Below are 22871 nucleotides of genomic sequence, written 5' to 3' on the forward strand. Positions count from 1 at the left end.
TAACCTAAATAATACTCTACAAATGGTTATATCAACCATTTGACTAATTTATATTAATTACTTAAACATCAGAAACATACAAACACTATTTGACTAATTAACCTATTAATTGAGGAAAGTAAACCTTATTTTGATTAGGGTTTATTATAAATATTCTCTAAAAAACAGCGATGATATTATTAATATTTAATTAAAGCAGAAGTAAAATTACTTCTGCTTTAATTAAAAGAATCTTAAAACTATTCTGGTACTAAAGTAAACCACCAGTTAAATTCATTATTTCCATCGGTCGTGGTTAAAATCATTTCATCAGCTGTACGACTAAATATAACATATTGATGATTTCCACCTGTATAATAGCCTATAAAAGCTAAACCCGTTAAGGTAAGTGTTTCAACACCTCCAGGGGCTGTTAAAAACCACTGAGCTTGATAATCATCATATACGTAATTTTCAACATCAGCACCATCTATCGTTCCTCCAGAACCACCTAACTCATTAATCAATGGATCACGTCCAAAAACATCACCATTGGTAACAGCCGTAAAGGTTCCGTCTATATTAAACGTATATCTATCATCGTACATCCCAAAACCATCTTTTTCATTAGCTCCAGCACTATACCATTCAAACGGAGTAGTTCCTGCAACTGGTCCTAAACCAAAGTGAGGCTTAGATTCTCCTTTAATTCTCCATACACGTTCAGAGTCGGCCGTAAGCATTGTTAATAAATCTGCTGGTGGCGAATATGTTGATAAGACTTGAACCTCTAAGGTTTTACTTGATGAAATTCCTCCTCTACCAAAAGCTAGTACAGTTACGGCATACGTATTTAACCCTAGCTTTGAAAACGTATAACCTTCTCTTCCTGCTGGAGCACTTTTTGCCTCTCCATTATAAACAAATTGATACGATATAGCATTGTCGGCGGTTGCTTCAAGCTTTACAACACCTGTTCCATCTCCTGGACCTGTAGTTACAAAACTATCTCCATCTGCATAAAGTACTTGCACATCAATATTTGAAGGGGCGATTAAATCGCCCATTTCAAGATTATCGTCTTGACAACTGCCAAAAAGCGAGACAATTGACAGGAATATTCCTAATTTATATGTTATGTTTTTCATAATTATTTTATTTTATTTATGGTAATTGAAATCATCTATATACGCAACAACTTTATCAGTATTGTTTTCTGAATTGACTTGAATTACGACCTTATCTAAATCTGTTCTATCAACTGGATCTGGTGAGCCACCATCTAAATTGATAAATGTATCATTTACAAAATCGAATGTAAGTTCTTGCCATTGATCTAAAACTATAGGTTTTACAATTTCAGTTTGTGTTTGCCAAGAATTCCCTCCTAAATCCGTGTTTTGAAGCTTCAAAGAAACTTGATTGGGTTGAGTTCCAGTTATGCTTGATGATGGTACATAAATTTTTAACGTAAATTTGCTTTTTGCCATTAAATCAAATTTTGGTGTTACACTAAACTGAACATTGGCATATTGTCCACCATCATCATTGTATTCTAAAACGGTTGCTGAACCATTATCTGCATCCACGTATGGATTTGCAAAAGCGGTATTCATACCAGCCCCGTCTCCTAGCCATGTTGTAATGGTACCATAGCCTTCAAACCCATCTCTTGCAATAGGTGGCGTATCAGATGGAGCTAACGTGCCATAATTAAAATCATCAATATAGGCTATTACACTATCGTAATTATTCTCTGAATTTACTTGAATCACTACTTTATCTAAATCTGTTCTATCAATTGGATCAGGTGAACCACCGTCTAAATTTATAAATGGGTCTGATCCAAAATCGAAAGTAAGAACTTGCCACTCATCTAAAACTATGGTTTTTACAATCTCAGTTTGTGTTTGCCATGAATTCCCACCTAAATCACTATTTTGAAGTTTTAATGAAACTTGATTTGGCTGACTTCCAGTTATACTTGAAGATGGTACATAAATCTTTAATGAAAAGACACTTTTTCCTCCTGATAAATCAAATTTTGAAGGCGCTAAAAATTGAACATTAGCATATTGTTGACCAGAATCGTTATACTCTAAAACCGTTTTTGAGAAATTATTTGCGTCAACATGTGGATTTGAATACGTAGTATTTAATCCAGTTCCTCCGTCTCCTACCCATGTATTGATATTACTATTCCCATCAAAATCATCAAAAAGTAATGGAGCATAACTAGATGGTTCTTTCCAGAAATAAAGATTGTCTATAAATACCGTTTCTCCAGCAGGTGTTCCTACAAACTTAAATTGCATAAGATTGTCTAATGGTAATCCTTGGTCTGAAAAGTCTGTTAAAGGAATGTCAAAACTATTCCATTGATTGGCAACCAATTGTTTAGTTACAAACCTTTCGTCATCTGGAACTACACCACTTGGAAGTGGATAAATATCTATAGACATATCATTAGCAACCCACAGATCAATATGAAGATTTTCCATTGTAGAAGCATCAACAGCTGAACCAATATCTATACCTTCATAGTTTAAATTAGTATATTGAATCATTGCATCACCATTTAAATCAAAAGCAGTATAAATCGTGGACTGTCCCCAATTTGGAAAAAAGTTAGTTCCTGCAATATCAGTATACTCATCAGAAAAAATTGAAATAACATCTGAATCCTGTCTAAAAGGAGGCTTTTTAGCAGATGCTATTGGCTGTAAAATAGCTGTTACTTCAAATTCTTCAGTAAACTCTGAGGTTTCTATAGCACCTCCCATTACTACTACCCTAATAGTATATGTTCCAGCTTCTTGGTAAGTATAATTTACTGTATCTCCAATATTAGCAGTAACTGGATCATCAATTCCATCTTCCCCAAAGTAAACCTCATAAGACATAGCAAAGTCTGCATTTGTTGTAACATTTACTTGTTTAGATTTTGCTGCATCATTTTCAATAGTAACCACCAAATTTTCTGGAGCTTTAAATGACACTACCAAGTCTTGAGTAACTACACTTTTTAAACTTGTTAAACCTACAGCTTCGATTGTTACAGTGTAAGTTCCCTCTGCATAAGTATGTTCTGCACTCTCACCTTGTTTAACAACTATTGGTTCTGCCGTGTCATCACCTAGGGTAATATTATACTTTACAGCCCCTGTTGCGTTTGGAGTAATAGTTACAAGACCCGTATTGTCTTGTGTTACTTGAAAAAGTGCAGACACATTTGTAGGGGCTACAACCTTCTCTAAATAATCTAAATTGTTATCATCATTGGTACAACTAATACAGAAGACCGACAACAATAAGCTAAAACTAAAAATATATTTTAATGCTTTCATAGTTATTCTTTTAAATTTTAATATCCAGGATTTTGTTGCCATCTATTTCCAGATAATTCTATTTCTTCAATAGGAATTGGAAACAGCTCGTTTTTTCCTGCTTGAAAACCTGGAATAACTTGTGCAGCTCTTCCTGTTCTTACCAAATCAAAGAAACGATGTCCTTCTCCTACCAGCTCAACTCGACGCTCGTGATAAATAGCATTTGTTAAATTTGATCCTGTTGTGGTTATATCATGCAATGTGTCGCCAAATGCTCTACGTCTAACTCTATTTAAATAGTCTTGCGCTCTAGTATCGCTTATACCTCCTCTGTTTAATGCTTCGGCAGCCATTAATAACACATCTGCAAAACGTATTGCTCTTGTATTATTAGGATTAGTAAGTGCTGCATCTGGACGGTTAGCATCCCCTAAACGTGCTATATATTTTCTGTTATAGTAACCTGTTTGCTCGTAACCAGCATCTTCGTTATAACTTGCACCAGGATGATCTGCTATCCATTGTTTGATATCTAATATAGAATATCCTAAGCGAATATCTCCATCTTCGAAAGCATCCACCACATCTTGAGTAGGCACATTAAAACTATAACCAAAATCAAACACAGGTCCGTCATAACCTCTTACACCATTAAACCCAACAGCATAATTACCTTCAAGACATGGAAAACAATCGTAAGACCCTCCATCAACATCTGAATATTGGATTTCGAATACAGATTCTATGTTATTTTCATGATCGTTTTCCCACATTAATGGTGCTTCAGCAGTCGAAAGTAATTCATACGGCCCCTTTTCAATAACATCTTCTAATACCGTTGCTGCTTCTGAAAATTTATCTTGATATAAATAAGCTTTACCCAATAAAGCTTGGGCCGCTCCTTTAGTAATTCGTCCTGTTTCAGGTTGTGTATAAGGAAGATTAGCGGCTGCAAAAATTAAATCTTGTTCAATTAATGCATACACATCTGCTTTGGGAGCCCTATCGATATTAAATTGATCTCCAAATTGGATACGCTTATCAATTGCTAAAGGCACATCTCCAAACCATTTTACCAATTCGAAATAGTAAAAAGCTCTTAAAAATCTTGCTTGTGCTAAAACACTAGTCTTATTAGGAAAATCTATTTTGTCTTGAAACTCCATGATGTAGTTAGCACGATTAACGCCAGTATAATTCCAGGTCCAGATATTTCGTAAGATATCATTTGAAGGGGTATGAATCATATCATCAATTTCCTGTATGCCGGGAGTATCTGTAGCACTTTCACCTCCAGCTAATGTGTTATCTGAAGCAATTTCTCCTACTTGAAATTGTTGGGATGTAGCTTGTAAATAATCATATGCCGCTACTAATGCGTCTTGATAATCTTGTTCTGTATTGAAAAAATCCTCTGAGTTTTCATCGGGCGAAGCAACATCAATAAAACTGTCTGCACACGAAAACATTGCTAAAAAAGCAAATAGAATGAGAATATTTTTAGTTTTTAAATTTTTCATAATACTCATTAAAATTTTAAGTTAATTCCTAATAAAAATGTTTTAGCACTAGGATAAAACCCTTGGTCTATACCTCCTCCTAGTGGAGCACCACTAGAAGCAGTTGGATCATAACCTTTGTATTCGGTTAATGTAAATAAGTTATTTGCCGAAATGTAAAGCCGCAATTTGCTTATTTTAGAGTTTTCCAAAACTTTATCGGAAAACGTATATCCAAATTGTACATTTTGTAAACGTACAAAAGAACCATCTTCTACATAAAAATCAGAAAATAAACCATTTGGAGTTGCTCCATTTGAAACTCTTGGAAAAGAATTACTAGTTCCTTCTCCTGTCCAACGTCCTAAATAAGAAATAGTTCTGTTTGTTAATTGTTGACCACGTTCATAATTACGGACAATTTCATTTCCTAATGAGGCAAAGGCATAAGCCGCAAAATCAAAATTCTTATAATCTAAAGATACATTGAGACCCATTGTTGCATCTGGCAATGGATTTCCTAAATTGACTCTATCGTCCAAAGTAATTGCACCATCTCCATCTTGATCTACATATTTTATATCTCCTGGTTGGGGAGCAATATCGCCAACTGCAGATGCATCAATCTCTGCTTGATTTTGAAAAATTCCATCTGTTTTATATCCATAAAAATATCCCATTGGGAATCCTGCTTGCATTCTTGATGGTGGCGGTTGGCTTATTCCAAAGCTACCCCCTGTAAGAAAGCCTGTATTAGTGTTTACATAAATAACTTCATTTTTTAAGTAAGTCACATTATACTTAACACTAAATTTTAAATTCTCACTAAAATTATCCGAGTAACCAATAGCAAATTCCACGCCTTGATTTTCTACAGTTCCCCCATTTACAAAAGGAGCTCCGCCTGTACCAAGCAATCCTGAAACTTGAGGATCTACTAATAAATCTTCAGTTCTTTTTTTGAAATAATCAGCTGTGATATCTACTTTATTATTTAGAACTCTCATATCAACACCAACATCAAACGTCTTTTGTTTTTCCCATTTAATTTCTGGATTGGCTATGCCTCCACTGGCTTTACCAATAACTTCTAGATCATTAAAGATATAAGTTCCTTCGCCGTTTAATAGTGATACGTATCTGTAATCTCCAATTCTATCATTTCCAAGAATCCCATACGAGGCTCTTAATTTTAATAAGTTGATAAAATTATTGTCTTTAAGAAAGTTTTCATCAGAGGCTATCCATCCAACAGACCCAGAAGGAAAATATCCAAACTTGTTTTTAGGACCAAATTTTGTTGAGCCATCACGTCTTACTTGTACCGATAATAAATACTTTCCTTTATAGTCATACTGTACTCTGGCAAAATAAGACAATAACCTAGAATCAAATATTGCATTTCTACCTGTAAACCTGCTATCGTATTCAAGATCTTTTGCTTCGGCTATACTAGCATTTAAAACTGAATTATCTCTAATATCAAATCCAGTAACACCTATACCTTCACCTGCAGTTTTAAACACTGAGGTTCCTAAAAGCACATTTAATTTGTGTACATCATTAAACCTGTTGTCGTATTTAATAGTAGCGTCAAACGTATAATCTCTGTAATAATTTAATGTTTCCCTTACGCTGCTTCTTAGTACATTACTATTTTTACCACTACCAAAATAAGCAATAGGGTTAAAAATTTTACCTCTAACTTCTGAGTAGTTAAATTGAATATTAGATTGTGCTGTAAAGTGATCTAGAAAGTTATACGATAAGCCTGCATTTCCACTTAAACGCATTACTTTGGTTCTGTCGTAAGTATCGTCAATCTGTGCTAAAGGGTTTATAACTTCACCTCCTAGTCCTTCTGCTAATGTATAGTCCCCATTTTCGTCATATACTGAAAATGTTGGTGCCATATTTATTGCATTAAAAAGCACTGAAGAATTTGAATTTTCAGGAAGATTTCTCTTGTTTGTCCTCATTAAGGTAATGCCAGAAGTTAACTTAAAATTGTCTAAAAAATCTAAGTTATAACTAGCATTATTTGTAAAACGAGTGAAATTAGAGTTATTTCCGCCTACAATACCATCTTGTGTTAAAAATGATCCACTGTAAGAATAGGATGATTTTTTTCCTCCTCCTTTAAAAAGGATGTTATGATTTTGAATTGGAGCACTCTCAAATACTTGATTTTGCCAATCGGTTCCCTCTCCTAAGTTAGATAAATCAGAAAATGGCGGTGTAAATCCTCCTGCCGCATACGCTTCATTAACAATGACTGCATACTCACTGGCATTTAGTACAGGAATTTTTCTAGTAGTTTGTTGAAATCCTCCGTAAGCGTTGTACTCTACTGTAAGAGGCATTTCTTTACGCCCTGTTTTTGTTGTAATTAATATAACACCATTGGCAGCTCTAACACCATAAATACCAGCAGTTGCATCCTTGAGGATATTCATGCTTTCGATGTCATTCGGATTTAAAACACTTAAATCTTCAATAACGTTACCATCTACCAAAATTAAGGGTCTACTGTCTCCGTTCGTTGAGACACCCCTTATACTAATAGTACTAGCTCCTCCAGGAGTTCCAGATTGTGATGTAATATTTACACCCGCAACCTGACCTTGAAGTGCTTGTTCGATTCTGGTAGGCTTCAGTGCTTCTATAGTTTGGTTAGAAACCACACTTACCGCTCCAGTAATTTCTTTTTTGGTTTGAGTACCATACCCAATGACCACTACCTCATCTAATTTAGCAATATCTTCTTCCAAAGTAATTGATAAATTATCACCAGTAGTAATAACCACTTCTTTAGTTATGTAACCAATATAACTAAACATTAGTGTTGACCCTTTGTCAACACCATTAATTGTAAAATTTCCATCGAAATCTGTAACAGCCCCTTTTGAGGTGTTTTTTACAATAACATTCACACCAGGAATTGGTATTCCCCCGGTGTCTTGTACATTTCCACTTATGTCAACATTTTGCGCACTTGTATACGCAACGAAGAATAAGGTTAGAATTTTTAAGAGAGTTTGTCTCATTTGAAATTAGTTTTTTAGTTTAACTAAAATTAACATTTAAGATTATCATATTCTCTTTTTACACCTTAACAAAAGGTATACACGTCAAAAAAATTGATGCTTTTTTAACAAAACATTAATCTTTAAAGGGTTTACAAACAAATAGTATCGAGAAATACTTGTTCTTCTTAAGCGATAATAAAGGTATATGTTGTGGTAATGTATAGGTAAAAACGACCCGTGTTGTGTCGTTAAATATTTAAAATATAATCTGTTAAGCTAGATTCGTGAGATAATCCCATTTTTTTACGCAAACGATACCGCTTAACTTCAACACTTCTAGGAGATATATTTAATAAAGGCGCAATTTCTTTTGAAGATAAATTTAGCCTAAGATAAGCGCATAATCTTAAATCATTGGATGTAAGCGCAGGATGCTCGCTTTTAACCTTTTTAAGGAAATCTTTATCGGCATTGTTAAAAGCCTCTTCAAACAAATTCCAATCATCTGTATTATTCAAGTTTTTATCAATTATTTTAACAATTCGTCTAACCTTTTTAATATCATCTGCATTTTTTAATTCAGTTTTCAAATTGTTTAAAAATTCATTTTTCTTAATTAAACTCATGGTCGAAATTCCCAATTCTCTATTTTTATTTTCAATATCTTGTTTCAACTTCTCATTGTTAAAGCGCATTAATTGTTGTTTGTTTTCAAGTTCTTTTAATTCAAGCTCCTTTTGAGTTTTGTACAATAGTTCTTCTCGTTGTTTTCTATAATAACGCTTATACATATTATGAATGACTAATGACAAGAATAACAATAGAATGATATAAACAGCAATCATCTTATTTGATAATAGCCAGGGCCTTTCAACTTTAAAGCTATAACTTTCAGTATTACTAGAAAGCGTATTACCTACTCTGGCACGAACTAAAAACGTGTAATCTCCGTAAGGTAAATTCTCAAATACTTCACTAGGTTTAGGAGACCAATTACTCCATTGGTTATAAATGCCTTCTAATTTATATTGGTATTCTGTAACCAGATATTTGTTAAACTCGGGTACGCTATAATGAAACTCGATATTATTTTGATTGTTCTGTAAGTCTCCTTTAGCAGAACGATCTAAATAATTAGATTTAAAACCGCTTTTGAAATTACTATTTGAAATAGAATTGATTTTAATTGCATGAGATTCATTATGCAATTTGTCTAAATCTATTAGAATATAACCAGATGAATTTCCATATAAGTATTTGTTGTTATATAAATATGAAATATTTTCGAAGCCAGACACATCACTTCTAATTGATCTCGGTAAGGAAATATTATTTATTTTGGGAATATTACTTAATTTACTTGGTGTTACATAACTTATTTCTTGTGAAGAAAATGACCATAATTTATTCCCTTTAATATCATTAATCAATCTTCCAGAGGTATAGGTTTGCTCATTAAATAACTGGCTTAAAATAGAATCTTTTATGAATCTATTTCTTTCTGAGCTATATTTAAAAACACCATCCTCTTCCGTGTATAAAAAATCATCCTTGTATTTAATTAAACTGGTCGTAGTTCCTTTATGCGCAGAGGAATCTTTAGAAACGGATAACACTTTAGTGTAGTCAGTATTTAATTTTACTCTAAAAACACCTTTATATTCATGGCTTACAAATACTTCTGTTTCATTAAGCATTTCAAAATATCGGCTTGATATATCAAAACCATCTAATTTGTTTCGAAGATGCCAATTTCCATTTTTCTTCTCTAAAATATATAAACCGTCATAATTTCCTTGGAGTAATAAATTACTATGATTCTCAATGGGTTTTATATCCCATGTGCCTAAAACATCTGATATTAACCGCGCTTTGTCTCCATTGATAATAAAAGTTCCTGAATTATGTCCACAAAAAAGTTTTTCATCAATAACCGTTAAGCACCATGTGGCGCCTTGTGTGCCTTTTATAAATTTAAATGTAGAATCCTTATCGACATCTTTATAAAACAAGCCTTGATTGGTTCCTATGTACAACCTATTATTATAAAGAATAGAAGTGTTAACAGATCCTATTTTGCCTTTTTCGTCATTATATATTTTAAATGGCGACTTTATATTTATGCAATTAATTCCATATTCTAGTCCAAGCCAAATGTTACTATCAAAATCTTCAAAAACAGAAAGTACGGTATTATTACTTAATCCATTATTTTGATTGATTTGAGAGTTTACTTTCCCATCAGCAGAAATTAGCAAAATACCATTTGAAATACTGCCTAAAACAAAACTTTGATCCTTTAATTGGGTACTACAATAAATTCTATCGTTTAAGAGAATATTGTTTGCAGGAATTTCCCATCTAACCAAAGCGTTATTTTTTAAAATATAAAAACCATTATCTTCTGTTTCAAACAAAATATCACCGTTAAGGTTAAAAATGTTTACTAATAAATTTGTTTTTAGTATTGGGTCATCAGACACTAATCTTGGCTTGCCATTGTGTATTTCATAAACACCGTATTTAGCTTTCTGAAAATAAACACCTTGATTTACTTTAAAAATTTTATTGATGGTTGTATCAGAATCTATTATGGTATATGTCTCAGTCCCCTTGTTATATAAATAAATCCTATTGAGTGTTTGAAATACAATAAAATTATCAATAGAAATAATATTCCAAACCTCTTCATCCTCTAAAAACGAAATATTAAGTTTTTTAGCTAACGAAACATAGGTTAATACACCAAAGTTATTGCGTTTCCAAAACCCAAAATCTCTGTAACAACCTGTATAAATTAAATCGTCTATTACTTTAACAGATCTTACAATTGTTTGATTAGGTAAACTGTACAACTTCCACCTTGCGCCATTATACTCTAGCAGACCTTTATTGTTTGCAACATAAATATATTTATCCTTAGATTGTGAAATACCCCAATTTTGATTTTCGGCACCGTATTCGTTAGGTGAATAGGTTTGTATTGGAGGTCTCTCTTGAGCTAAAAGGGTCACTGAAACTAATAAGAAAACGTAAAAACAAAAGATTTTAAATTGTTTCAAGACAAAAATAGTTTAGTTGTAACACACTAATGTAATAAAAATAATAGTTACTATGATTCCTACTTGGTTTTTTTAATATTAATTAACGCCTCCATTAAGGCTTAAAAAATATTAACTTTCTGTATATAAATACATTAAACTAAAATCGCTGTTTTCTCAGTTGAAAACCTAACAAAAGTCATATTTTGTATCATAGAAAATTTGTTAATTTGGCTTGTAATCGGGTAAATCCCAAAACTCAGATTATGTGGGGAAAAGGGAATATATGTTCATATATTCCCTTTTTTCATTAAAAATACTTCCTTCATTTCTTTTTAATACTCCTATTGTATTTCAAAAGAACTTTTTATGTGTTTTCAAAACCTAAGGTTTTAGTTACCTTTGTATAACTTTATATATAAGCGTATGATATATTCAATGACTGGCTACGGCAAATCTGTTTTACAATTACCTACCAAAAAAATAAGTATAGAACTTAAATCTCTAAATAGTAAAAATTTAGATTTAAATGCTAGAATGCCTTCCATTTACAGAGAAAAAGAACTTGACATAAGAAAGCTTCTAGCCGATAAATTAGAGCGTGGTAAAATAGATTTTTCTATTTATGTTGAAATGACTGCGGAGGATACTTCAACACAAATAAATGAGCCTGTTGTAAAACAATATATCAATCAGTTAAAAAAAGTAGTTGATGGCGATGAGATTGAGCTTTTAAAAATGGCCGTTCGGTTTCCGGATGCCTTAAATACTGTGCGTGAAGAAATTGATGAAACCGAATGGAAAGCTATTCAAAATGAAATAATTTCTGCCATAGAACTTATTAATAATTACAGATTAGACGAAGGGAAAGTTCTTGAAAAAGACTTTAAAAATCGCATTAAAATTATTGATGATTTATTGGAGAAAGTCATAACAATGGACCCTGAACGCATTGATGGTGTTCGTGAGCGTTTAACAAAAGGGGTTGAAGAGTTAAAAGAAAAATATGATGAAAACAGATTTGAACAAGAATTGGTTTACTACATCGAAAAATTTGATATTACTGAAGAAAAAGTGCGTTTAAAAAATCATTTAGATTATTTTATTGAAGCCTTAAATTCAACCGATTCTAATGGTAAAAAACTTGGATTTATTAGTCAGGAAATAGGAAGAGAAATCAATACCATTGGTTCAAAAAGTAACTATGCACCTATGCAACAATTGGTGGTTCAAATGAAGGACGAGCTAGAAAAAATTAAAGAACAACTATTAAATGTCTTATAAAAAAGACATAATAAAATATAAAAATTGAGTACACAACCTAACTTTAAAGGAAAGCTAATCGTGTTTTCGGCACCTTCTGGCTCTGGTAAAACAACCATTGTTAGACATTTATTGGGCATTGAAGCGTTAAATTTAGAATTTTCTATTTCAGCCACATCGAGAGAAAGACGGGGCGAAGAAGTACACGGAAAAGATTACTATTTTTTATCGGCTAAAGAATTTAAAACCAAAATTAAAAATGACGAGTTTTTAGAGTGGGAAGAAGTCTATCGCGATAATTTTTATGGTACTTTAAAAAGTGAAGTCGAGCGTATTTGGGCAAAAGGCAAACACGTTATTTTTGATATTGATGTTTCTGGAGGCTTACGTATTAAACGAAAATTTCCTGAGGAAACATTAGCTATTTTTGTAAAACCTCCCAGTATTGACGAGCTTAAAATAAGACTTAAAAAACGTAAAACTGAAAGTGACGATAAAATAAATATGCGTATTTCTAAAGCCTCTGCCGAATTGGCCACAGCGCCTTTATTTGATGTTATTATTGAAAATCGTTATTTAGATAAAGCTCTTGTTGAAGCTGAGGATTTGGTTAAAAACTTTGTAACTTCTTAACAAGAACACATGAAGGTAGGATTGTTTTTCGGATCTTTTAATCCCATTCACATTGGTCATTTAGTTATTGCTAATCACATAGCAGAACATAGTGATTTAGACCAAGTTTGGTTTGTAGTAACCCCTCATAGTCCGTTTAAAAAGAAAAGTACGTTATTAGATAATTATCAGCGTTTAGAAATGGTTTACAGAGCTACAAAAGACTACACTAAACTAAATCCTTGTGATATTGAATTTAACTTACCACAACCTAATTACACCATAAATACCTTAGCTTATTTACAGGAAAAATATCCAACGTATCAGTTTGCATTGATTATGGGTGAAGACAATTTAAAAAGTTTTCATAAATGGAAAAACTACGAGCTCATTCTTGAAAATCATCACATCTATGTATACCCACGAGTTTCTGAAAATACCATAGAAACCCAATTTGATGGACATAAAAAAATACATCCTATAAATGCTCCTATTATGGAGCTGTCTTCAACCTTTATTCGTAACTCTATAAAAGAAGGTAAAAACGTCCAGCCCATGTTACCACAACATGTTTGGGAGTATCTTGACGAAATGAATTTTTATAAATAAATTTATTTTGTAAGAATATTTCCTAATTTAGTTAAGCATTTTTAAAACAATTTGTACTAATTTTAAAAATCAACTATGAAGTTAACTTATATTCTGTTGCTATCATCGTGCTTACTGGTAGGGCAAAACATAAAAGGAACCATCTTAGACTTAGAAACTAATCTCCCTATTGAAAATGTTACTGTATTTTATCAAAAAGACAATACGGGAACAGTCTCTAATAAAGATGGTGAATTTAAAATATCTGTAGAATCAAAAATTAAAGCATCTGATACGCTCCAATTTTCTAAAATAGGTTACACAACTAAAAAAGTAACCATAGCATCATTAAAAGATACTAATTACAAAGTGTTTCTTAAAACAAAAATAGAAGAACTTGACGAAATAAAATTAAACGTCCGTATTAAGTTAAACTCTAAATTACCCTTTAAAACACTTACTTCTCTTAAAAAAGGTCTATATGGTTTTGGATCATCTCTAATTGATAACAAACTATATGTTATTGGTGGAGATCAATCATTTTTGGAAGACATATGGAAGAAGGCTGTTCTTCGGAGTCCTAGTAGCAGTTTAGCTGATCTTATAGACGCTCTTGCAAGTAATATGTCATGGGAAAATTATAGCGAAAAGTTACAAATTTACAATATAGATGAAGATACCTGGTCAACATCAAATTTAAAATTTGACAAACGAGCATATCATAACATAAATTACTTTAATAATAAGTTGTATGTTTTTGGAGGTAAAACATTATCTGCAAATAGAAAAAAGGAGTATTTAGATGATAAAATTGAAGTTTTTGATGTTAACACACAACAAATTATTGTTGACAATACAAATCCACACCAAGCAATAAATTTTGCATCATTTACCTATAAAGATAACATTATTGTTATGGGAGGCTCAATCAAATTAAAAAACAATGGAGAAAAGGTTTATACCGATGCTTCTCATATGTATAACATTACTTCAGGATATTGGTACGAATTACATAAAATGACAAAACCAAAAGAAGTTAATGGTGTTTTAATAAATGATAAAATATATCTTATTGGCGGATTTAATGAAAAACCACTTACCGAAATAGAATCTTATGATTTAGCAACTGGAAAATGGCAAAAAGAAGGAGACTTATTTCATGGTATTGAAAACCCTGCGTTAACGCACTATGACAATACCATATACATTTTTAACGATGGTGAAATGCTAACATATAATACCATTACTAAAACACTAAATGAATACAAAATTGATTTGTACCTTAAAAATTCTCAACTTCAATATTATAACAATAACCTATATATAATAGGAGGATATACAAAAGATGAATTTGAAAAATCACCTTCTTCAAGTTTATATTCAATTAATGTAAACGATTTTTTAAGAACTAAAATAAATAACTCAAAAAAATTAATTAAACAAAAGAAACCGCTTAAGGAAAGCTCCTTAAACGGTTTCTAAACTAAATAACCAACCAAACTATGTATTATACTCGAGTATTTTCTCTCGGGTTTTGTACTTTATCTTTTCTTTCTTTACGCAACTTTTCAGTTGAAGTTGTTGCTTTCCCTTTTGTATTTGCTGTTTTTAAATATTGAATAAATCCTCTTCCAACAAATTCATAAACGGTTTGCGACGCTGGATGATATAACTCTATCTTTCCGTCATTTATAACGCTTAATTCAAAGTGTTCATTGTTGAAGAAATCATAATCTAATGTTAAAGTTTTTAAAGACACATTTCCACTTATGTTACCAACACCATAAACACCTGTATAATCCCAGAATAAATTATTGACACTGGTTCCTGGTGCATCTTGTGAGCTTCTAAATTCGTCATCATTGCCTCCAGCTAAAAACTGTAAGTAGTTTTCGTTATCAAACTCATTAATAGCGCCATACTGACTAGTATATGTTTTTTCCCAAGCATCATATTCTTGCAAGAAGTAGTGGATATTATCATAGAATACGAAATCGTAATCAAAATTATTTCGTTGATACCCGTCTAAAAAATACGATGTATCATTATTTGGGTTATAAAGCTCTATGGTATTATTGTCTATTTGATACACATCAAAGGTTTCAAAACCATCGATATCATGTTGTACATCTAAAATCATATTATAGGCATCATAATCTGCAACTGCAATACCAAATCCGTTTCCAGTACTTCCAATACCCACCAAATTATTATTAGCATACAAAGTTCCGTTTCTAAAAGACAAAGTAAATGCCTTTTGTAAAAAAGGGGTTGTACCATACCCAACGGTTTTATTTATGTCTACATACCACAATTCGTATGAGTTTAATAATTGATTGACTGAAATTGTAGGTTCGTCTACATAATTATCAACAACAACATCGGTATAACACGACGTAAAAAGTGTTGCTGTTAACGCAAATCCTAAAAGTAATTTTAAAGTTTTCATCTGTTCGTTTTTTAAGTTATTAAATGGCCAGATGTCATTCGCATAGTAAAGATTTCCTGTAAATTGAAATTTTTGTAATGCTCATTTCATACGCCTAAATTTTAAGGTTCTATTAACAGATATTCAAAACACATGCCAAAAAATATTTTATAATGAAATTAAGGGCTTACCAATAACTAATATTTTATGTACTTTTGAAGCCATAACCATTTTTTAAGTATGAGTAATCAACTAAAATATGCCGTTTTTGGTGCTGGAAGTTGGGCGACTGCTATTGTGAAAATGCTTTGTGAAAATCTTCCTAAAGTAGGTTGGTATATGCGAAGTATTTATACCAAAGAGCATTTATTAAGAGAACAACACAACCCAAATTATTTAAGTTCAGTAGAGTTTCGTTTAGAACAATTAAAACTAAGCAACGATATTAATGAGATTGCTGAATATGCTGATGTTTTAATTTTTGTAATTCCTTCGGCTTTTATGCATAGTGAACTTGAAAAATTAAACATTGATATCTCTAAAAAAATTATTGTTTCTGCCGTAAAAGGTATCATGCCAGAATCTGGTATGTTGGTAGGCGAACATTTTAATACCTTATATAATGTTCCCTTAGAAAATATAGCCATTATTGCTGGTCCTTGTCACGCCGAAGAGGTGGCGCTAGAACGCCTATCGTACCTTACCATTTCTTGTGCTGATCCTAAAAAAGCCAAAGAAATCGCAAAAAACTTATCCAGTGATTATATTAAAACTAAAATTAGTGATGATATCATGGGAGTAGAATATGCGGTGATGCTTAAAAATATTTATGCTATTGCTGCTGGTATTGCTCATGGTTTAGGATATGGTGATAATTTTCAGAGTGTTTTAATGAGCAACGCTATTAGGGAAATGCGTCGTTTCATTAAGAAAATGCACAAAATGAAACGCAACATTAACAATTCAGCCTATTTAGGTGATTTGTTAGTTACTGGCTATTCTGTATTCTCCAGAAACCGCATGTTTGGAAATATGATTGGTAAAGGCTATACCGTAAAATCGGCTCAAATGGAAATGAGTATGATTGCTGAAGGGTATTATGCTACAAAAAGTGCGCATTTACTCAACGCGAAAAATACAAAAAAAACCAAATTACCTATCATTGATGCAGTTTACGACATTCTATATGAAGGTAAAGACCCTAAAAAGACTTTTAAAAAACTAACAGAAAAATTGGATTAGTTAAACTTTAAAGCAGTGACGAAACGAACCGTCATTGCGAATGAAATGAAGCAATCTCACAATTTTAAACTCCTAATTGTACTGATTACTTCAGTCGTAACGACTTCGTAATAACGCTATAGCTACTTTACCAACACACCTTTTACACTCATTAAAGGAATTGTTTGCAAAGCTTTTTCGTTAATTGTGTTTTTTCTGAACAAATAGGTTTTATCAAACATGGTATTCCCTACAAAAAAAGAGACTTTAAAGGTGTTGTTTAATGCAAACAACTCTTCCTGCATCAACTCTATTTTAGCATAGCTTTTTTTAGGTAGTGTATCTAGTTTTTTTCTAAAAACAGAGGTTGCTTTATCTTCAGAATAACCACTGGTAACAATAAGTACCATTTCTAAATCAACGTCTTTATCATTAATAATGTAAGCATTCCAGTCGTTCGTTTTATACGTCTCATTATACTCATTTACAATGGCAACATAAACGTTTTCTACTTTTGGAATAGTGATATCTTTTTTCAAAATAGGTATATTTATTTTCAATTCAAATTTAGACATTTTACTGATTAAAAAATACTATCTTAGTTAGAGCTACTTATAATTATTATGAAATCCCACTTCATTAATATATGACAGTTTTTAATTTAAAATGGACCAACAATGGGTGAGCAAGACAAACTATCTGAACTTCAAAATAAATTGGATCTTCTTTTAAAAAAACAAGAAACATTTTCTAAAGAAATTAGTGAATTACAACAGGAATTAACACTTTTGAAGGGTTCTAAAACTAGTGAATCTGTTAAGAAAGAACCTGTTGTTGAAGTGTCCGTTGCTACAGATTCTACAACTAAAAAAGCTGAAGTTAACGAAACACCAAAAGGATTTTTTAGAGATGTTAACCATCGTGGTTTAGGTGGTGTTTGCTCTGGTTTAGGAAACTATTTGGGATTAAACAGATATGTTGTACGATTCCTTTGGATACTCTTATCGCTATTTTTTGGCATTGGATTTTTTCTCTACATCATCTTATGGATAGCCGTTCCAAAAACAAGCCAAGCTAAATCACATCAAAAGCCCGTTCAGAAATCTACAGTTGAAAAAACAAAAGAATTTGAACCGTCTTCGACACCAACATCTCATAAACCAATAAAAATAAGTAATGATCTCGAAAAATTTATTGGAGAAAACCTGATCAACAAAATTGGTATTGCCATTTTAGTAATAGGAGTTGCTATTGGTTCAAAATACTCCATTGAAAACAACTTAATAAGTCCGCTTACCAGAATAATTTTAGGTTATTTAGCAGGTGTTGGGTTGTTAGGTTTAGGCATGAAATTGAAACTGAAATATGAAAATTTTAGTGCCGTTTTGGTAAGTGGTGCCATGACCATCATGTATTTTATCACCTATGCAGCATATACTTACTACCTTTTCTTTCATCAAGAAGTTGCGTTCGTGCTTATGTTTATTTTTACGGTCTTTACAGTTTTTGCGGCTTTAAAATACAACAACCATGTTATTGCTCTTATCGGGTTGGTTGGTGCCTACGCCGTTCCGTTTTTACTTAGTGATGATTCAGGAAATGCTACCATTCTTTTTAGTTATATGGGAATTATCAATATGGGAATTTTAGTATTGGCCTTTAAGAACTATTGGAAATCTCTATACTACACCTCTTTTGGATTAACATGGCTTATTTTCTTTTCGTGGTATACTGCCAGCTACGTAGCTAGTGATTATTTTACTGTGGCTTTATCCTTTCTGTGTCTGTTTTTTGTAATATTTTACGCGGCATTCCTAGGGTACAAACTACTAAAAAAAGAGCAGTTTGAAACGCTCGATATTTTTCTTTTACTGGCTAATTCATTTATTTTTTATGGTCTTGGTTATAATATTTTAGAAAATCACGAAACTGGAAGTCAGTTATTAGGGGTTTTTACCCTTTCAAATGCTGTATTACATTTTATAGTTAGTGTTATTATTTACAAACTGAAACTTGCCGATAGAAATTTATTTTATCTCGTTTCTGGTTTAGTTTTAGTATTTATAACCATTGCTATTCCTGTACAATTAGATGGAAACTGGGTGACCTTATTATGGGTTGGAGAAGCTGCTTTAATTTTTTGGATTGGTAGAACAAAACAGATTTCCGTTTATGAATATCTGTCTTATCCCTTAATGGCTTTAGCTGTTTTAAGTCTTTATCAAGATTGGGGGACTGGATACTTAAACTTTAGGTCGTTTGACACCTCACATACACTTACACCAATTTTAAACACCTATTTTTTAAGTACTATTTTATTTGTTGCTGCCTTTGGCTTTATGTATTATCTCCATAAAAACAAACGTTATGTGTCACCAATAAAATCTAATGAAGGCTTATTAAAATTGGTGTCCTTTATGCTTCCGGCTATTATTTTAAGCGCTGTGTATTTTGGTTTATTTTTTGAAATAGAACACTATTTTCAAATGCTCTATAAAAATTCCGAAATTACGCTAGACAACTATCAGTACTATAGTAATTATGATATATTAAATTTTAAAACTATTTGGTTGCTCGTGTATTCTATGGCTTTTGTATCTATACTTTCCATTATCAACATTAAAAAAATAAAAGACAGAACCTTAGGTTTAATTAATATAGCCCTAAACGGTTTAGTGGTTTTATGTTTTCTTTTTATTGGATTATACACGCTCAGTGAGTTGAGGGATAGTTATCTTAGCCAATACCTTGAAGAATATTATCATATTGGAAGTTTCAATATCATAATTCGCTATCTCTCTTATGTGTTTCTTGCCTTAACCTTGTTCGTGAGTTATAGATATACCCAGACAAGCTTTATGAACATGGATAACAACATTAATTTTAGCATCTTATTTCATATAACGTTACTATGGATTTTGAGCAGTGAGCTTATTAATATCATGGATCTTTCTGGAGCTACACAGTCATATAAGTTAGGATTAAGCATCCTTTGGGGTATTTATTCATTATCTTTAATAGGATTAGGAATTTGGAAAAAACAAAAATATTTACGTGTTGCTGCTATTGTTTTGTTTTCAATCACTTTAATAAAACTTTTCTTTTATGATATTGCCCATTTAGGAACACTTTCAAAAACTATTGTATTTGTTTCTTTAGGTATTTTACTTTTAATCATTTCATTTTTATATAATAAATTTAAGAATCAAATTGCTGATGATACTGAAGACTAAACTATTTACTATCCTTTTTTTATTGGTTATAACCTACACCAACGCACAAATGAAGGACTATAATTATAAAAGAGAATTAACAGGTGTCACTGATTCTTGGCATAAACTTATTTTACCAGACGACCTCTATAGAAACGTATCTCAAAACATCTCCGATATACGTGTTTTTGGGATTACAGAAAAACAAGACACTGTTGAAGCCGCTTATATATTGCGCCTTAAAAGTGATAAAATAACGAATACTTCGGTAAATTTTAAACGTCTTAATACATCTAAAACTAAAAAAGGGTATTATTTTACATTAGAAGTTCCAACGCAAGAACCTATAAACAAACTACACTTAGAATTTAAGCAATTTAATTTTGATTGGCATGTTACATTAGAAGGAAGTCAAAATCAGCAAGATTGGTTTACTATTGTTGATGACTACAGAATTCTGTCCATAAAAAATGCCGAAACATTTTATCAATATACCGATATAACGTTTCCAAATTCTAAATATAAATTCTTTAGATTGCTTGTGAAAAGTGATGAGGAGCCCGAATTAAAAGATGTAAAGGCCTCCTTAAATACGGTTGTTAGCGGTGTTTATAAAAATTATCCCGTTAAGAATATTACAACCAGTCAAAACCTACGTAACAAAAGCACCGAACTAAACATGACTCTTTCTAATACAGTACCAGTTAGTTCTATAAACATTCATGTGCATGGAGATTTTGACTATTATCGTCCTTTTATTTTGCAATATGTGTCTGATAGTATTCAAACCGAAAAAGGATGGAAATATAACTATAGAAGCTTGTTACAAGGAACGCTTAACTCCGTTGAGACTAACAGTTATACATTTAAAAGTACCATTCTTAAAAAAATTAAAATAAGCATAAATAATCAAGATAACGAACCGTTACCCATAGATTCTGTTACGGTAAAAGGATGTGTTTATGAATTAGCTGTAAGATTTACAGAGCCCGCAACCTATTATTTAACTTACGGAAATCCTTCTGCCTTTAAACCAAATTATGATATAGAACGTTTTACTTCAAAAATTCCTGATACATTATCAGCTTTAAACTTAGGAGACGAACAACTTATTGAAAAGCCACCTGTTCCTATTAAAGAACCCCTTTTTGAAAATAAACTTTGGCTTTGGGGACTCATTATTGTAATTATATTAATACTAGGCTTATTCACCTTAAAGATGATGAAAAGCAAATAAGCCTCATATTATTCCTAATTCCAACCGCCACCTAAAGCTTCATATAGATTAACAACGGTTAAAAGTTGTTGTAATTTGCTATCAATTACATTCAATTCAGCACTTAAAGCACTTTGTCTTGCCGTTAATAAATCTAAATAATTGGCATACCCATTCTTTAATAATTCTTCTGAATTGGACTCGGCATTGCGCAAAGCCTGAACTTCTTTTTGTCTGTATTCAAACTTTTGAGTTTCGGCATTGTAACCATATAATGCATTTGATACTTCATTGCCTGCAACCAATAGTGCTTTTTTAAATTTTAACAAAGATTGTTCTTGCTGTGCTTTAGCCACCTCAAATTGTGTCTTTATTTTTCGTTGATTAAAAATAGGCTGGGTTAAACCTCCAACCAAATTAGTAAACAACGAATTTGTATTCAGTAATTTATTTAATTCTAAACTTTGAAGACCGCCTGTTGCCGTTAATGTTAGGGATGGATAAAAATTACTCCTAGCTACATTGGTTAGTTCAAATGACTGAATTAAGCCATATTCGGCAGATTTAACATCTGGTCTATTGCTCAATAACAACGCTGGAACACCCAGTTTTATGTCCGTATCAATATGTTGAGAATCTAAAGAACTTCTTTCAATGTTCTGAGCTGGTTTTCCCAATAAAATACTCAAAGCATTTTCGGTTTTAAAAATAGCTGTTTCAAGATCTACTTGTAATGCTTTTGCATTATTATACTGCGCAATATTTTGATCAACCGCTACTTGTGTAACTTGTCCAGCATCTTTTAAAGACTTTATAGTTTCAACGCTATTTTCACGGTTTTTAATAGTTTGCTTAGTTATTTCTAATTGGGCATCTAAGGCTACCAATTGATAATACGTTGTGGCAATACTTGAGACTAATTTTGTTTTTACAGCTTGATGTGCTGCAACACTTTGAAGATAACTAGCATTATAAGCACGTTTGTTGCTTCGTATTTTACCCCAAATATCCGCTTCCCACGACAAATTAGATGATAGTTCAAATTGCTCTATCGATCCATTAAAAATGGAACCAAATTGGCTGTTTTCAGACAACTCTTGATGTGATGCTGTTCCTTTTAAGTTCAAGGTTGGCAAAAAACCTGCTTTACCTTGTTTTAAATAGGCTTCTGCGGTTACTATTTGCTGAATAGCTATACGAATATCAATGTTATTTTTGAGCCCTTCCTCAATATACTGATCTAAGTATGGATCTGAAAATAACGATTTCCAAGATACATTTGCCATTGATACACTATCACTTGGCAAATTATCTGTTCTATACAAATTTTGGGTGTCTTCTAACTTGGGTCGCTCGTAATTTTTAGCAACAAAACAGCTTTGTAATGTTAACGATACAGCCACTAAAAGAATTAATTTACCAGAAAATTTATGTTTTATAATAGATGTCATAAT

The 22871-nt window shown here is 32.0% G+C and carries 15 protein-coding genes; 7 read left to right on the plus strand and 8 right to left on the minus strand.

What is annotated here, in order from left to right; all coding sequences use genetic code 11:
- Positions 1-239: 239 nt before the first annotated feature.
- The 5 genes from G5V56_RS00145 to G5V56_RS00165 form a co-directional block, all read right to left on the minus strand.
- On the minus strand, positions 240-1127 hold the full coding sequence (locus G5V56_RS00145; protein WP_166959439.1) for a glucan endo-1,3-beta-D-glucosidase: 888 nt from the start codon (positions 1125-1127) through the stop codon (positions 240-242).
- A 12-nt stretch (positions 1128-1139) separates the two neighbouring features.
- Entirely contained in the window at positions 1140-3326 is a 2187-nt protein-coding gene (locus tag G5V56_RS00150) for a PKD domain-containing protein (protein ID WP_166959441.1), read from the minus strand.
- A gap of 17 nt (positions 3327-3343) precedes the next feature.
- Positions 3344-4828 (minus strand): RagB/SusD family nutrient uptake outer membrane protein, encoded by a 1485-nt coding sequence (locus tag G5V56_RS00155; RefSeq protein ID WP_166959444.1) that lies wholly within the window; start codon positions 4826-4828, stop codon positions 3344-3346.
- Between the two features lie 8 nt (positions 4829-4836).
- Positions 4837-7854, minus strand: a complete 3018-nt coding sequence (locus G5V56_RS00160; RefSeq protein ID WP_166959447.1) for a SusC/RagA family TonB-linked outer membrane protein — start codon at positions 7852-7854, stop codon at positions 4837-4839.
- 230 nt (positions 7855-8084) lie between these two features.
- Positions 8085-10898 carry a helix-turn-helix and ligand-binding sensor domain-containing protein gene (locus tag G5V56_RS00165; RefSeq protein WP_240911184.1) on the minus strand — a complete coding sequence of 938 codons (2814 nt, stop codon included), beginning with the start codon at positions 10896-10898 and terminating at the stop codon, positions 8085-8087.
- A 405-nt stretch (positions 10899-11303) separates the two neighbouring features.
- On the opposite strand from G5V56_RS00165, the gene G5V56_RS00170 reads away from it, so the two are divergent.
- The 4 genes from G5V56_RS00170 (at position 11304) to G5V56_RS00185 (ending at position 14822) form a co-directional block, all read left to right on the plus strand.
- Complete coding sequence (locus G5V56_RS00170; RefSeq protein ID WP_166959450.1) at positions 11304-12161, plus strand: YicC/YloC family endoribonuclease; 858 nt, start codon at positions 11304-11306, stop codon at positions 12159-12161.
- Between the two features lie 24 nt (positions 12162-12185).
- Positions 12186-12773 (plus strand): guanylate kinase, encoded by a 588-nt coding sequence (gmk, locus tag G5V56_RS00175; protein WP_166959453.1) that lies wholly within the window; start codon positions 12186-12188, stop codon positions 12771-12773.
- A gap of 9 nt (positions 12774-12782) precedes the next feature.
- The gene (gene nadD / locus G5V56_RS00180; protein WP_166959456.1) at positions 12783-13361 is read left to right on the plus strand and encodes a nicotinate (nicotinamide) nucleotide adenylyltransferase; all 579 of its coding nucleotides are present in this window, start codon (positions 12783-12785) and stop codon (positions 13359-13361) included.
- 75 nt (positions 13362-13436) lie between these two features.
- Positions 13437-14822, plus strand: a complete 1386-nt coding sequence (locus G5V56_RS00185) for a Kelch repeat-containing protein (RefSeq protein WP_166959459.1) — start codon at positions 13437-13439, stop codon at positions 14820-14822.
- Positions 14823-14847: 25 nt separating this feature from the next.
- On the opposite strand, the gene G5V56_RS00190 is transcribed toward G5V56_RS00185, so the two are convergent.
- Positions 14848-15789: a nicotinic acid mononucleotide adenyltransferase gene (locus G5V56_RS00190; RefSeq protein ID WP_166959462.1), complete on the minus strand. Its 942-nt coding sequence runs from the start codon at positions 15787-15789 to the stop codon at positions 14848-14850.
- Positions 15790-16008: 219 nt separating this feature from the next.
- On the opposite strand from G5V56_RS00190, the gene G5V56_RS00195 reads away from it, so the two are divergent.
- Positions 16009-17010 (plus strand): NAD(P)H-dependent glycerol-3-phosphate dehydrogenase, encoded by a 1002-nt coding sequence (locus G5V56_RS00195; protein WP_166959465.1) that lies wholly within the window; start codon positions 16009-16011, stop codon positions 17008-17010.
- 122 nt (positions 17011-17132) lie between these two features.
- Here the strand turns inward: G5V56_RS00195 and G5V56_RS00200 are convergent, their stop codons facing one another.
- Positions 17133-17528 (minus strand): hypothetical protein, encoded by a 396-nt coding sequence (locus tag G5V56_RS00200; RefSeq protein ID WP_166959468.1) that lies wholly within the window; start codon positions 17526-17528, stop codon positions 17133-17135.
- Between the two features lie 138 nt (positions 17529-17666).
- On the opposite strand from G5V56_RS00200, the gene G5V56_RS00205 reads away from it, so the two are divergent.
- Positions 17667-20222: a DUF2339 domain-containing protein gene (locus G5V56_RS00205; protein WP_166959471.1), complete on the plus strand. Its 2556-nt coding sequence runs from the start codon at positions 17667-17669 to the stop codon at positions 20220-20222.
- Entirely contained in the window at positions 20206-21438 is a 1233-nt protein-coding gene (locus G5V56_RS00210) for a DUF3999 family protein (RefSeq protein WP_166959474.1), read from the plus strand. The genes G5V56_RS00205 and G5V56_RS00210 overlap by 17 nt, the downstream gene beginning before the upstream one ends.
- Before the next feature lie 14 nt (positions 21439-21452).
- Here the strand turns inward: G5V56_RS00210 and G5V56_RS00215 are convergent, their stop codons facing one another.
- Positions 21453-22868, minus strand: coding sequence for an efflux transporter outer membrane subunit (locus G5V56_RS00215; RefSeq protein ID WP_166959477.1), 1416 nt, complete (start codon positions 22866-22868; stop codon positions 21453-21455).
- Between the last annotated feature and the right edge of the window lie 3 nt (positions 22869-22871).

It is taken from the genome of Yeosuana marina (genome assembly GCF_011762485.1).
Taxonomy (GTDB): domain Bacteria; phylum Bacteroidota; class Bacteroidia; order Flavobacteriales; family Flavobacteriaceae; genus Yeosuana; species Yeosuana marina.